At 61.6% G+C, this 13,252-nt stretch carries 10 protein-coding genes; 4 read left to right on the plus strand and 6 right to left on the minus strand.

The genetic code is table 11. The features are described from left to right. Window positions 1-38: 38 nt before the first annotated feature. The 3 genes from GYH34_RS20655 to GYH34_RS20665 all read right to left on the minus strand — a co-directional run bounded on the left by GYH34_RS20655 (window position 39) and on the right by GYH34_RS20665 (window position 2,933). Window positions 39-1,136: an ATP-binding protein gene (locus GYH34_RS20655; protein ID WP_142862451.1), complete on the minus strand. Its 1,098-nt coding sequence runs from the start codon at window positions 1,134-1,136 to the stop codon at window positions 39-41. After that, on the minus strand, window positions 1,133-1,819 hold the full coding sequence (locus tag GYH34_RS20660; protein WP_161915439.1) for a response regulator: 687 nt from the start codon (window positions 1,817-1,819) through the stop codon (window positions 1,133-1,135). Before GYH34_RS20660 ends, GYH34_RS20655 begins: the two co-directional genes overlap by 4 nt. Before the next feature lie 82 nt (window positions 1,820-1,901). After that, a complete protein-coding gene (locus GYH34_RS20665) occupies window positions 1,902-2,933 on the minus strand; it encodes a DUF535 family protein (RefSeq protein WP_161915440.1) in 1,032 nt (343 codons plus the stop codon). A gap of 247 nt (window positions 2,934-3,180) precedes the next feature. Here GYH34_RS20665 and GYH34_RS20670 point away from each other — a divergent pair, with 247 nt between their 5' ends. From GYH34_RS20670 to GYH34_RS20680, 3 genes are all read left to right on the plus strand, one after another. Then, window positions 3,181-4,374 (plus strand): efflux RND transporter periplasmic adaptor subunit, encoded by a 1,194-nt coding sequence (locus tag GYH34_RS20670; protein WP_142862448.1) that lies wholly within the window; start codon window positions 3,181-3,183, stop codon window positions 4,372-4,374. An 8-nt stretch (window positions 4,375-4,382) separates the two neighbouring features. Beyond that, window positions 4,383-7,481 (plus strand): efflux RND transporter permease subunit, encoded by a 3,099-nt coding sequence (locus GYH34_RS20675; protein WP_142862470.1) that lies wholly within the window; start codon window positions 4,383-4,385, stop codon window positions 7,479-7,481. A gap of 209 nt (window positions 7,482-7,690) precedes the next feature. Continuing rightward, window positions 7,691-8,290 (plus strand): recombinase family protein, encoded by a 600-nt coding sequence (locus GYH34_RS20680; protein WP_161915441.1) that lies wholly within the window; start codon window positions 7,691-7,693, stop codon window positions 8,288-8,290. A 223-nt stretch (window positions 8,291-8,513) separates the two neighbouring features. Here the strand turns inward: GYH34_RS20680 and GYH34_RS20685 are convergent, their stop codons facing one another. Together GYH34_RS20685 and GYH34_RS20690 are read right to left on the minus strand one after the other, a co-directional pair. Further along, a complete protein-coding gene (locus GYH34_RS20685) occupies window positions 8,514-11,036 on the minus strand; it encodes a carbohydrate porin (RefSeq protein WP_348983927.1) in 2,523 nt (840 codons plus the stop codon). 319 nt (window positions 11,037-11,355) lie between these two features. Further along, window positions 11,356-11,829, minus strand: a complete 474-nt coding sequence (locus GYH34_RS20690) for an SH3 domain-containing protein (protein WP_142864799.1) — start codon at window positions 11,827-11,829, stop codon at window positions 11,356-11,358. Between the two features lie 186 nt (window positions 11,830-12,015). Here GYH34_RS20690 and GYH34_RS20695 point away from each other — a divergent pair, with 186 nt between their 5' ends. Next, the gene (locus tag GYH34_RS20695; protein ID WP_142864800.1) at window positions 12,016-12,465 is read left to right on the plus strand and encodes a hypothetical protein; all 450 of its coding nucleotides are present in this window, start codon (window positions 12,016-12,018) and stop codon (window positions 12,463-12,465) included. A 126-nt stretch (window positions 12,466-12,591) separates the two neighbouring features. Here the strand turns inward: GYH34_RS20695 and GYH34_RS20700 are convergent, their stop codons facing one another. Then, window positions 12,592-13,182: a recombinase family protein gene (locus GYH34_RS20700; protein ID WP_161915442.1), complete on the minus strand. Its 591-nt coding sequence runs from the start codon at window positions 13,180-13,182 to the stop codon at window positions 12,592-12,594. Window positions 13,183-13,252 lie beyond the last annotated feature (70 nt).

The following is a 13,252-nucleotide window of genomic DNA, read 5'->3' on the forward strand; positions in this document are numbered from 1 at the left end:
TTGTCCATGGTCGTTCGATCAGCGTCGTGGCGGCGCCGTCATTCGGCCGGCGCGTCGCCGCCGATGCGATCGCGCGCTCGGGCGAGCGGCAGAACGATCTCGAAGATCGCGCCGCCGGCGGCGGAGCCTCTGTATTGCGCGCGGCCGTGATGCGCCTCTGCTATGGCGCGCACCACGGAGAGGCCGAGACCCGCGCCACCATGTCGACGCGAGCGTGAGGCTTCCGCCCGGCTGAATGTGTCGAACGCATGGGACGCGAAGTCGGGCGCGAGGCCCGGCCCCTGATCCTCGACGGCAATCACGAGTTCGTCCTCCTCCGCTCGCGTCGAAACGCGCAAGAGCCCCGGCGTCGCATAGCGCTTTGCATTCTCGAGAAGCGCGAGCAGCGCCTGCCGCAATCGAACGCCGTCACAGGCCAGGACGATTCGGCGGGTATCGAGCGCGATCGTGAAGCCGGCCTCTACGAGAGCGGGTCGCATGGCGTCGACGGCCTGTCGAATCTCCTGCTCGAGATCGGTCGGCTCGAAACGCATCTCCAGCCGACGGCTCTCCGACAGAGTGACGATGCGCAAATCGTCGACGAGACGCGACAAGCCTTCCACTTGCGACAGGAGATTTCGGAACAATTCGTCGCTCGGAGCGAACACGCCGTCGGCGAGTCCGTGCAGCCGCCCCCGTAGGATCGTCAATGGCGCCCTGAGCTCATGCGCGATCGCCGCGTTCCAGGAGGTCATCGCCGCGACGCTGTCCTCGAGACGTTGCGCCATCGCATTGAAGTCGTCCACCAGTCGAGCCGTTTCACCCAGCGATCTGTCGCCAGGCGAGGCCCGCGCCGTGAGATCGCCGGCGGCGATCCTGCGCGCGCCTTCGGCGAGCGAATTTAGAGGAACGAGAATCCGCTTCGTCAAGCGAAGCGCGGCGAAGATCGCGACGATGAGAGCAACGAGCAGCAGGACCGCGATCAGCACGAAGTCCGGCGCCTCGGGAAGAAGTGGCAGGGGACCGGGCGGCGGCGGGTAGTAGGTCAGATAGATGCCGTAGAAGGTGAAGGAGCCGACGAAAACGATCATCACCGCGACGGCGACGACAGCGCTCATAGACAGCGTGATCTGTCGGCTCAAGCGATGGCGGCTCATGGCGCCGCCAGCCGATAGCCGACGCCGCGCACGACCTGCATCAGGCCGGTCGCACCGGCCCCGTCGAGCTTACGGCGCAGATTGCTCACATGACTGTCGACGGTCCGCTCGAGCGCGTCGGCGCCGGGCAGGCAGGCGTCGACCAGCTCGCCGCGACTGAACGTCCGCGAGGGCGATTTCGCCATATGCGCGAGGAGCCGGAATTCTGTCAACGTCAGAGTCAGCGATGTCGCCGTATCGCCACATCGCAACGTGACGAGATAGGCTTCCAGGTCAATCTCGAGCTTGCCGATGCGCAGGACGGGGCTGTCGGCGCGCGCATTGGTTCGCCGCAGAACTGCTTTGGCGCGCGCGACGATTTCCGCCGGATTGAACGGCTTCACCACATAATCGTCTGCGCCGAGACGCAGCCCCTGAAGCCGTTCGATGTCCTCATCGAGCGCGGTGATCACGATGACCGGCGTGTCGCCGCGACGCCGCAATTCCGTCAGCATCTCCCAGCCGTCGACATTCGGCATGTTCACATCCAGAAGGACGAGGTCAGGTTTCAATATGGCATGTTGATCGAGAGCAATCCGACCATCTGCTGCACTTACGGTTCGGAATCCTTCCCTCGCCAAATAGGCTTCCAGAATCGCGGTGATTTCCGGTTCGTCGTCGGCGATGAGAACGAGTTCGTTCATTGTCGAGCTCTCGGCGGCTTGCTGTTTGGGCTTACATCGGTCATCGCAGATCGGACAATGTCGTCCCGCGGAATGACTTTGGTCACCCGCGTCGACATATGGTTGAATTTCCGACTGTTAAAAATGCTCCTGAAGATCCCGCAAAGAAATGGGCCTGCGGTGATATTTGACCGATAACCTGAAAGTTTCTATCTGCCGGCATCGAGGGGGTGTCACGAATGTCGATATCCAGGCATAGTTTTTCCATGAAAAGTCGACCCACTAACTCGTCGATATGCGCCCGCTGCTCTTCACGTCGCTTGCTCTGCGATTTCGCCGCTAATCTCACGGGTATGACGAAGCCCTCGCGTGCGGGTAGTCCGCCGCGTTCGAGCCAAAACGCGTCGTAATCGGCACGCATCCGCCGGCGTTGCCACCAGGCGTCGGCATTGATCGAATGAGTGTCATTCGATACGGCGTGGATTCGCTGCGCTCCTATGGCTCGGGCGAAGCTCGCCATTGCCAGGAAGACAGCCATTTTGGGACGCAGCCCCCAGAGAGCCCGCGTCGCTTTCACGATTCTCACTTTGGTATCCGGGCCGCAATGCGACGATGGTCCTTGCAATCCTCCGATCAGAACGCAGGGCGCTCCATCATCTTCCTTGCCGAGCACAAAGGTCAGTTTCGCGAATTCGAGACCGTCCGCCGCGTCGCTCAATACGAAACTCAGTTCCCCCTCTTTGTGGCAATACTCCGCGGGGCGCAGCGACAGCCGATAAATTTCGCCGTTCTTGCCGCGCAGTAGACCGATATCTACGCTACATATACCCCAAGAAACGGCGATCAAAGACGGAATAGTGTCGTCAAGTAGGCGATAGTGGTCCATTAAGATCGCCGCACGCTGAGAGAGTGAGAGATGATAAATGACGTAGTTGAAGAATGGCTTCTTGATCAATTGCGTTGGAGCGGCGCCAAAAGGATATTTTTCTTCGATAGACTTCAGAAACGTCAACCATATCGCCGATGCGCGTGTATCCCGCAACGACGATAGGAAGAATACTCCCGCCTGCAATGGCGAATCATTTGCCGCGATCACGCTGACGCGCCGCCACATCGTTTGTATCGTTTTCTGCACCACGCCTCCAGACAAACGAATATGCTTCCCAGGCTGCGTCCGCCGTGAAGGATCAGCATCAACTCTCAGTAACGAAACATACACACAGCAGCAATCATTTGCCCGCTCAGGCTAAGTGGCCTCCACCAAATCTCCATCGAATCTGGACGATCTACGCACAATGACGGCGTAGGTCACGATCGAAGACAGACATCTTTAGCCCCGGCGCCAGCCGAGGCGATCCAGCCACGTTCTCGAAAGCGCGCCCATGAATTTTCGCCCGACGATCGCCGCCTTCACCGCCGCCGTCGCGCTCGCCGGATGCGACTTCATGTCGAGCGACCGAAGCAAGGCGTCGCCCGTTCGGCCGGAGGTGGGAGTGGTCACCGTGCATCCTCGAAATGTCGCCATCTCCTCCGAGCTGCCCGGTCGCATCGTCGCTTCGCTGGTGGCGGAAGTGCGGCCGCAGGTCGCGGGGATCATTCAGAAGCGGCTGTTCCAGGAAGGCGGTGAGGTCGCGGAGGGCGCGCCGCTCTATCAGATCGAGCCCGCCCCCTATCGAGCCGCGCACGACAGCGCCGTCGCCGCGTTGCAAAAGGCCGAGGCCGCCGTGCCCAGCGCTCGAGCCAAGGTCGAGCGCTATCAGGGGCTGATCAAAAAGAACGCCGTCAGCGTACAGGATCTCGAGGAGGCCGTCGCCGTGCTCGCTCAGGCGCGAGCCGATGTGGCGACCGCTCAGGCGAATGTCGCCAGCGCGAAGATCAATCTCGACTATACGACGATCAAGGCGCCGATCGGCGGCCGCGCCGACAAATCCTCGCTTACGCCAGGCGCGCTGGTGACGGCCAGTCAGGCCGACACGCTCACCACCATCCGCACGCTCGATCCGATCTATGTCGACCTTACCCGATCGAGCGCCGCCTTGCTCGAGCTGAGACGGGCCATCGACGAGGGCCGCATCCGATCGTCGGAGCGCAAAGTCGATGTGAAGTTGAAGCTCGAAAATGGCTGGGTCTATCCGATGACCGGACGGCTCGAATTCACCGAGGCCAAAGTGAGCCAGACGACCGGGACCGCGACAATGCGAGCGGTTTTCCCCAATCCGTCGCGACTGCTTCTGCCGGGAATGTACGCCCGGGCGATCGTCGAGGAAGGCGCCGCGCATGGCGCGTTCCTCATCCCTCAGCGCGCGGTCGTCCGCAACGTCAGCGGGCAGGCGACGGCGCTGGTGCTCGGCAAGGACGACAAGATCGAGGTGCGCGTGCTCTCCGTCGGCAAGACGGTCGGCAATAATTGGCTGGTCACGGCGGGTCTCGGCGACGGCGACCGCGTGGTTGTCGAAGGCCTGCAGCTCGTGCGCGCCGGGCAGCAGGCGACAGGCGTCGAGATCGTGATCGACGACGCCACCGGCGAGCTGCGCGAGCGCGAGCCGACGACGGCGAAAATCCAGGCGAAAGGCTGACGCGCGTGATCTCCGCATTTTTTATCGCCCGTCCGATCTTCGCCTCGGTGATCGCGATCGTCGTCATGCTCGGCGGCCTGCTGGCGCTCATCGGCCTGCCGGTCTCGCAATATCCGGAGATCGCGCCTCCGACGATCCAGATCACCGCCACCTATCCCGGCGCCGATGCGCGGACGGTCGAGAATTCGGTCACCAAGATCATCGAGCAAGGCATGACCGGCCTCGACCATCTCGACTACATGACCTCGACGTCGACATCGACCGGCCAGGCCGACATCACCCTCACCTTCACCAACGCCGCCAATCCGGATGTGGCGCAGATGCAGGTGCAGAACAAGCTGCAGCTCGTCACCGCGCTGCTGCCGACCATGGTTCAGTCCAATGGCCTCACCGTCACCAAATCGTCGAACGCCTTTCTGATGGTCGTCGGTTTCGTCTCGACCGACGGCAAGATGACCGGCACGGATCTGTCGGATTACGTCAAGAGCGCGCTCAACGACACGCTGAAACGGGTCGAAGGAGTCGGCGCCACGCAGCTCTTCGGCGCCGGCTATGCGATGCGCATTTGGCTCGATCCGGACAGGCTCGCCAAATATGCGCTGAACCCGAGCGATGTCGCGAGCGCAATTCAGGCGCAGAACGCGCAAGTGTCGGCGGGACAGCTCGGCGGTCTGCCGGCGCGCAGAGGGCAGCAGCTCAACGTCACCGTCACCGCGCAGAGCCGCCTGCAGACGCCGGAGCAGTTCCGGAACGTCATTGTGAAAAGTGCGGCCGACGGCTCGCTGGTCCGCATCGGCGACGTCGCGACCATCGAGCTGGGCGCCGAGGATTATGTAAGCGCCTCGACCTATAATGGCGCGCCGGCGACCGGCCTCGCCATCAATCTGGCGACCGGCGCGAACGCGGTCCGCACGGCCGCATTGGTAAAGGCGGCGATCGAGCGGCTCGCGCCGACGTTTCCCGAAGGAATGAAAGTCGTCTATCCCTACGACACGACGCCTTTCGTCAAAATCTCGATCGAACAGGTGACTCACACGCTGATCGAGGCGATCGCGCTCGTCTTTCTCGTCATGCTGGCCTTTCTGCACAATATTCGCGCCACGCTCATTCCGACACTCGCCGTGCCGGTGGTGCTGCTCGGAACCTTCGGCGTTCTGGCCATCGCCGGATATTCGATCAACACGCTCACAATGTTCGCCATGGTGCTGGCGATCGGGCTCCTGGTCGACGACGCCATCGTCGTGGTCGAGAATGTCGAGCGCATCATGCATGAGGAAGGGCTGTCGCCCCGCGAGGCCACGGTCAAATCCATGAGCGAGATCACCGGCGCGCTCATCGGCATCACGACGGTCTTGTCCGCGGTCTTCGTGCCGATGGCCTTCTTCGGCGGTTCGGTCGGCGTCATCTATCGCCAGTTCTCGGTCACCATCGTGTCGGCCATGGCGCTGTCGGTCGGCGTCGCCCTGATCCTGACGCCGGCGCTCTGCGCCACAATTCTTCGTCCGCCGAGGCCGGGCGCCGAGAAGGCCGGCTTGTTCCGTTGGTTCGATCGCAACATGGAACGCGGCGCCGACGCCTATCGAGATGGCGCGGCCGCTGTTTTGCGGCGCCCGAGACGTGGATTTGCCGCTCTCGCCGTGATGACGATCGCGGCCGCCGCGCTGTTCACGCGCTTGCCGAGCTCGTTTCTGCCGCAGGAGGATCAGGGCTATCTGATGGTCAGCGTGCAGCTGCCTGTCGGCGCGACCAGCGACCGCACGGAACGCGCGCTCGATCAGGTGACGCGCTATTTCCTCGATCAGGAGAGCAAGGCCGTCGATGGCGTTATGACAGTGAGGGGCTTCGCCTTCAGCGGCCTCGGCCAGAATGTCGGCATGGCGTTCGTCGGCTTGCGCGACTTTTCGGAACGCAAGGCGTCCGACCTGTCGGCGACGGCGGTGACGGCGCGCGCGACGGCAGCGCTCACCGGCATTCGCGACGCGCAGGTCTTCGTGCTGGCGCCGCCCGCGATCGAGGGATTGGGCACGAGCAGCGGCTTCGATTTCTATCTCGAGGATATGACGGGCGCCGGCCACGAAAAGCTCTTGGCCGCGCGTGACCATCTGCTCGCCGCAGCGGCGCGGAGCAGGCTCCTGAAAGGCGTGCGGCCGAACGGCCAGGACGACACGCCGCAATTTGCGATCGAGGTCGACCAGGATAAAGCGAGCGCCCTCGGCGTCGGACTTTCCGACGTCAACGCCACACTGTCGACGGCCTGGGGCGGCGCCTATGTGAACGACTTCATCGATCGCGGCCGCGTCAAAAAGGTCTATCTGCAATCGGCGGCCGATTTCCGAATGCAGCCCGACGATCTCGACCGCTGGCATGTCCGAACTGCTTCGGGCGAGATGGCGCCCTTCTCGTCCTTCGCGTCCGGCCGCTGGACGTTCGGCTCGCCGCGCCTAGAACGTTACAACGGATCGCCCGCCATCCAGATCCAGGGCGAGGCGGCTATCGGCGCCAGCTCTGGCGACGCCATGACGGAGATCGACCGTCTCATCGCCGGACTGCCGCCCGGATTTTCCCATGAATGGACCAGCCTATCGCGCCAGGAGAGGCTCTCGGGCAATCAGGCCACTGCGCTTTATGCGATCTCCGTCCTCGTCGTCTTCCTGTGCCTTGCCGCGCTCTATGAAAGCTGGACGATCCCACTCGCCGTCATGCTGTGCGCGCCGATCGGCGTGCTCGGCGCGCTCGGCGCGGCGCTGATGTTCGGACAGGCCAACGACGTGTATTTCAAGGTCGGCCTACTGACGACGATCGGGCTCGTCGCCAAGAACGCCATTCTGATCGTCGAATTCGCGATCGACCATCAAAAGGCGGGAATGGATGCGATCGAAGCGACGCTGCTCGCGGCGAGCCAGCGGCTGCGCCCGATCGTCATGACGTCCTTTGCCTTCATTCTGGGCGTCGCGCCGCTCGCTTTCGCCGGAGGCGCCGGCTCGGCCGCGCAAAACGCGATCGGCGTCGGCGTCATGGGCGGCATGATCGCGGCCACGACGCTCGCCATCTTCTTCGTTCCCCTGCTGTTCGTCGGCGTTCATCGCGTCTTCGCAGGCGCGCCCTGACGTCCAGTAATACGATCGAGCCGAGCGGAGAACATGTCCTCGGGGCACGTCAGGAGGATTTCGATGTTTTCGATCGTGGGGCCCGTGCGCGCGAATTCTGGCCGTTTTTGTCAAGGGCATGGTCGTCGTCAAAACGAGGAAAGGCCTTATTGGAGGCTTTTTCCACTCTGCGGCGGCGTTCTTCCGGCACGGGAGGACGTGGAAAAACTATGATGATAGGTTATGCGCGCGTATCGACTGACGAGCAGAAGCTCGATTTACAACTCAGAGCTTTGGAGGCTATGGGATGCAACATGATCCACACGGATCAAGGGCGATCCGGCCTCAGCTTCGACCGGGCCGGCCTCGATGCCGCGTTGCAGTCCCTCGCGCCAGGAGACACGCTCGTCGTCTGGCGTTTGGACCGCTTGGGCCGGTCATTATCCGGTCTCGTTGCGATGATGGATCAGCTCGGCAAGCGCGGGATCAACTTTCATTCGCTCACTGAGAACATCAACACCAACTCCTCTGGCGGCCGACTGATGTTCCACATGATGGCCGCGCTCGCCGAGTTCGAACGTTCGATCATCAGCGAGAGAACGCGGGCCGGATTGTCCGCCGCGCGCGCGCGCGGCCGAAAGCTCGGGCGCCCGCAATCGCTTACTTCCCTGCAAATTGCTTGGGCTCTTCAAGCCGCGCGAGACAGAGGGATGCATTCCCGCGACATTTGCGCCGAACTCGGCGTCTCGACGCGAACTCTACGTCGGTATCTGCATAATTGCGGAGCCGAAGGAGGACCCAGACGGAAAGGTTCTGGTGCAAACGCCTGAGCGGGACATAAATGCCTGAACGAGGTGCAACCGGATTGATGGTGGTAAAGGGCGATGCCGAGCATGGAGGATTTTTTCAAAGGCCGCCATTTCGACCGCGAAATCATCGTTGTCTACGTAAGCTGATATCTACGATGCAAGCTCGTGCAACAACATCGTGGACGCACCATGCGCCGCTCATTGGCCGACTATTACGCCGCCGCATACAAGCGGAGTCGGCGGATTAAAACTGTGCGTGCATACGCAGTCCGAATACATTGACGGGGCCGCGATCGAGATTATGGCCGGGATTGCCGATAATCTGGTAATCGACGGTCAAATCGACGCCGTCGATCAGATTGAGCTTGTAATAGGCTTCGATGACCTTCTCGCCTCCGTAGGAGAGCGCGCCGTCACCGATGTAGACGCTCGTTCCGCCGAACGCGAAATAGCGCACTCGCGAACCCGCGAGGCCGCTGAACGCCATTGCCGCGCCGATCTCGTCCTTCGGACGATCCCACAGTTTGCCCGCCGTCACCAGGCCGAATGACACTTGGCGATCGATGTCGGTGTAGTCGACGGTCTCAAAGCGCCCGTTCGAAATGCCGGCGCGCAGGAAGAAACCGAGATTGGGCGCGATCTGCTGCTGCAGGTTGATGTGGCCGCCGAGCTTCACACGACGCTTGCGCAGCGCATTGTTGGTGATGTCGGGCGGAAATTGGCCCGTCAGTAGAGAGACATCAACCACCTCGTCGACCTTATTGAGATAGCCATTGTCGCCATAGATCAGAAATTTCAGCACGCCCAGCTGCTCGGCGAGGTCGTAGCGCATCTCGAATTCGCCGACGCTCATGAACTGGCGTCCGAGCACCGGCTCGATATAAGCGCTGTTGGGAATGCTCGAGAGCTGGAACAGGCCGCCGCGCGCCGTCCACCAATCCTGCTTCCACTCGAGCGCAACGCCGTGCGTGTAGCCCCACGCGTCGGCGGCATAGTCGAAAGTGCCCATCGAGTTGAATGCGAAGTTCAGAAATCCGGTGGTTGGATCATGCGCGTAGACATTGTCGTCGAACACGTCGCCGACCGCGAACTTGCCGACCGTGAGGGTGAGTCGATCGCGATCGACCTTGCCGGCGAGCTGGTTCTGCGTCGATTCGAGGGTCTCGCTGAACGAGCCGGTGTCGGGGTCGTCCGCCGTGCCGCCGCCGAGACCGATGATCTGGCGCAGAAAATAGCGCTGGAAGCGCATATAGGGCGCGGCTCGTCCGACCTTGGCGACTGCGCCGTTCACATAGGACGCCGCGCCGACCGAATTGGCGAGGCCATATCCGACGTCGATCTCGGGATTGAGATAGACGGCGGCCCCCTCCCACAGGTGAACGCCGAGGAAGAGATTGGCGGTCGATCCGAAACGAGCCTGGCCGTTCGCCGGAAAGCTGTTCTGCCCTTTGTAGAAAGCCGGAAATTTCGGATAGCCTTGCAGGATATTGGTAATCTGACCGTGAACGCTGTAGAGTTCAGGCTTGGATTCCTCGTTCTTCAACTCGTCGCTCTTCGTGTCATCCTTCTTCTCCTCCTTCGTGGCTCCCTTGCGCACCTTGCCCTTGTCGTCGCCCGCCTCGCGTTTGCCGCTCGCGGTCTTGGCGGCTTCGTTCTTTTGCGCTGGGGCCGCTTCGGGTGCACCGCCGTCGCCGGTCAGATAGAGATGGTCGCCGATGTCCTTGAGGCTCTCGCTCTTGTTCGACTCGCCCTTGTCATTTTCGTTCTTGTCATTCTCGTTCTGGTCCGCGCCGATCCCGCCGCGCGCGTCCTGCGCCACGCCGAATCGGTAGTTCAGCCCCAGGCGAAGGACATGGGCCTCGCTCCGTTGGCGCGCGCCGTATTGGGCGGCGATTCCATCGCCATAGACGCGCGTTTGCAGCTCCTGATTCAGATAGAGATATTCGAGCCGCGCCGACCATTGGGTGTAGAGCGCATAGTCCACTCCGGCGCCGACGACATATTTCATGCGTGAGGATCGAGACGGCGGCGCGTAGAACGGTGCGCCGGGCGACGGCCCGAAGAAAAACAGCGATGATGCGCCGCGTTCGCCGCCGGTCGCGACGCCGCCGGTGGCATAGAACAGAGAGCGATCGACGGCGAAGCCGAGCCGGGCGCGAACGCTCGCGAAATAATTGCCATCGTCGCCCGAGGTCAGGTCGTAGGCCACGATCGCCGGAGCGAGGCTCGCCGGGGCCGCGAAGAGGCCGGTCGACGGGCTCCGCACGCCGAGAGAATTGAGCTCGGTCTCGACGCCATACACCCAATGGCCAACCTGCCAGTCATAGCCGACCTGAGCGCCGAGGGAGGGACCTAGGACGTCACGATTTGGCGCGGTGAGGTCGAAGAGAGCGGAACCAGGAAAGCCCCCAAGCGCTTCCAGCTTCCCACCGCTCGCGATGGGAAACCCGACGCCAGCGTTGAGTCCGATGTGGAGGCCCGCCCAGCCGAAGGCCGGCGTCGGCGTGTCATGGGTCGCGGGGCGGTCGGCGGCCTGAGCGCAGAGTGCTCCGACAGTAACCCAGCCTATCGTCGCCGCCAGAGATCGCCTCGAAGCATCGCGGCAAGCGGAGCGGATCGCGTTCTGCGATAGATTTCGGTCACCTGCGCCGCGATGCGGCGACACCGTACTATCTGCTCCTTTTCGGGACGATGGCGTTTCTCGCTTCAGGGCGAGGCGGAACGAAGTAAAAGTTGCGCCCACCGAGTGATCCCTCGTATCGCACACAGTCTCGGTCGCGGCGCAGCAGTCTGAATTGGACGTTGGTGTTCGGCACCGCCAGCGTCAGAACGGCTTCATCGCGCGAAATGACTTCGGCTTCTAACGTTTCGCCGGGCCGGTCCGAGTCGGCTAGAATTATCCGCCCATCCACGACAATTTCTCCTAGCGGAACGATGATCGCTGAACGTGTCCAATCTTATCGATGAGATTTGACGTTGCGCCCAACAACTCTGGCGTCTCGAGCGGCTAATCGTAGCGAGCAGATCCACCGAATCTGCGACCGAGAGCGGCGCCAGCTCCACACGGTCACTGGATCCCGCTTCACTCAGTCTTCTCCGATTTCAGACCAGGCGCTCCAATCGTCTTGCCAGATTGGAACGCGGTCGCCGCCCCACCTGTCCCTCCAGCGATCGACTTCGTTGGAGAACTGGTAATCTCGGTAATGATTCTCCCAGTAACTGTCGATATGGAAGGTCACCACCGGACAGTTTTCCTCATGCAAATATGCTGGCAAGTGCACTCGCCGCGCATCGCGTACGATCTCGATGTATGCGCCCGATACCCAGCCACGAAGGCCTAACGCTGTCACATCGCACCAAATGTAGCGGGCGACGCAACCGTGAACGGTTAAGGGGATTCCTGCGCTCAGCATGCCTACTGCTGGAAATCGCGAACTGGGACCCGCCCTCACGTTGAGGTTCACGGCGGAATAGACAGCGGCGCTTGCAACAGCTGGTGAAATGCCGCCGATCAGGGGAATCGCCGCCATCGCGCGAACGATAGAGATTATCTTGATCATGCACGTGTTTCTCTGACGTTGTTCAGCAACGCTACGCTAAACCCTCCTTGTCGAGATTTCGCGGAGATTATGTGGATGTTCGGTGGATGCACTGGTTCTCGGCATGCCTGTCGGCTCGAGATGTGCAGCAACGGCTCGCATCGGTGTGGATCCAGATCGTTTTTTGATGTCGACACGTGCATTTCGATGACGCAGCTTGTGACACATAAGATTGGCGTTGACTCGTCTTACGAGATCGTGAACGCTGCCCATCTTTTCGATGCGTTGCGCGAGGCGGAGCGGCAAATGCGCGATGAGCGACGCCGCAAGCTGGATGCGTGCCGCACTTTACTAGCGGCCCATCAGCCGCTTGATGCGAAGCGTCTCTGTCATAAGGCAAAAAAAGCAGGCCTGCGAGCTAGGCCGGCGGAGTTAACCACACGCAATGCCCGAAATTGCCCATCTCCCGCCCCCAGAAATGCGCCCTCAGCGAGCTTCCATAGCTACGATCCACGACGATTGGGCGGCAAAGAATTCCAGTACCTGCGTTCGCCGCAACTTCGTGCGGAAAGCAACGGCGCTCGAGGCATCCGCGCCACGAGCTCGAAAATCATTCTTGGCCAGTTCCAATCCGATAGTGACAACGTTTGTCATTGACGACTCCCTCGAGTGAGATTCAATACCTCCGCTCTGGCGCATCGAGGCCGTCGGGAGCGCCCACGCCATCACAGCTCCGACAGTGATTACTCGACGTCCAGATATGATATTGCCGCTCGCGATCCGTCAGGACGAATCGTCTCCGTATGCGTCTTCTTTCGGCTCTGCAATGTGCAGATACCGACGTAGAGTTCGCGTCGAGACGCCGAGTTCGGCGCAAATGTCGCGGGAATGCATCCCTCTGTCTCGCGCGGCTTGAAGAGCCCAAGCAATTTGCAGGGAAGTAAGCGATTGCGGCCGCCCGAGCTTTCGGCCGCGCGCGCGCGCGGCGGACAATCCGGCCCGCGTTCTCTCGCTGATGATCGAACGTTCGAACTCGGCGAGCGCGGCCATCATGTGGAACATCAGTCGGCCGCCAGAGGAGTTGGTGTTGATGTTCTCAGTGAGCGAATGAAAGTTGATCCCGCGCTTGCCGAGCTGATCCATCATCGCAACGAGACCGGATAATGACCGGCCCAAGCGGTCCAAACGCCAGACGACGAGCGTGTCTCCTGGCGCGAGGGACTGCAACGCGGCATCGAGGCCGGCCCGGTCGAAGCTGAGGCCGGATCGCCCTTGATCCGTGTGGATCATGTTGCATCCCATAGCCTCCAAAGCTCTGAGTTGTAAATCGAGCTTCTGCTCGTCAGTCGATACGCGCGCATAACCTATCATCATAGTTTTTCCACGTCCTCCCGTGCCGGAAGAACGCCGCCGCAGAGTGGAAAAAGCCTCCAATAAGGCCTTT

It is taken from the genome of Methylosinus sp. C49 (assembly GCF_009936375.1).
Classification (GTDB): Bacteria; Pseudomonadota; Alphaproteobacteria; order Rhizobiales; family Beijerinckiaceae; genus Methylosinus.

Excerpts from the sequence above, each read along its gene's own strand:
- GYH34_RS20655 (WP_142862451.1), bottom strand. The coding sequence starts at position 1,136 with ATGAGCCGCCATCGCTTGAGCCGACAGATCACGCTGTCTATGAGCGCT.
- GYH34_RS20670 (WP_142862448.1), top strand. The coding sequence starts at position 3,181 with ATGAATTTTCGCCCGACGATCGCCGCCTTCACCGCCGCCGTCGCGCTC.
- GYH34_RS20680 (WP_161915441.1), top strand. The coding sequence starts at position 7,691 with ATGATGATAGGTTATGCGCGCGTATCGACTGACGAGCAGAAGCTCGAT.
- GYH34_RS20660 (WP_161915439.1), bottom strand. The coding sequence starts at position 1,819 with ATGAACGAACTCGTTCTCATCGCCGACGACGAACCGGAAATCACCGCG.
- GYH34_RS20695 (WP_142864800.1), top strand. The coding sequence starts at position 12,016 with ATGACGCAGCTTGTGACACATAAGATTGGCGTTGACTCGTCTTACGAG.
- GYH34_RS20700 (WP_161915442.1), bottom strand. The coding sequence starts at position 13,182 with ATGATGATAGGTTATGCGCGCGTATCGACTGACGAGCAGAAGCTCGAT.
- GYH34_RS20690 (WP_142864799.1), bottom strand. The coding sequence starts at position 11,829 with ATGATCAAGATAATCTCTATCGTTCGCGCGATGGCGGCGATTCCCCTG.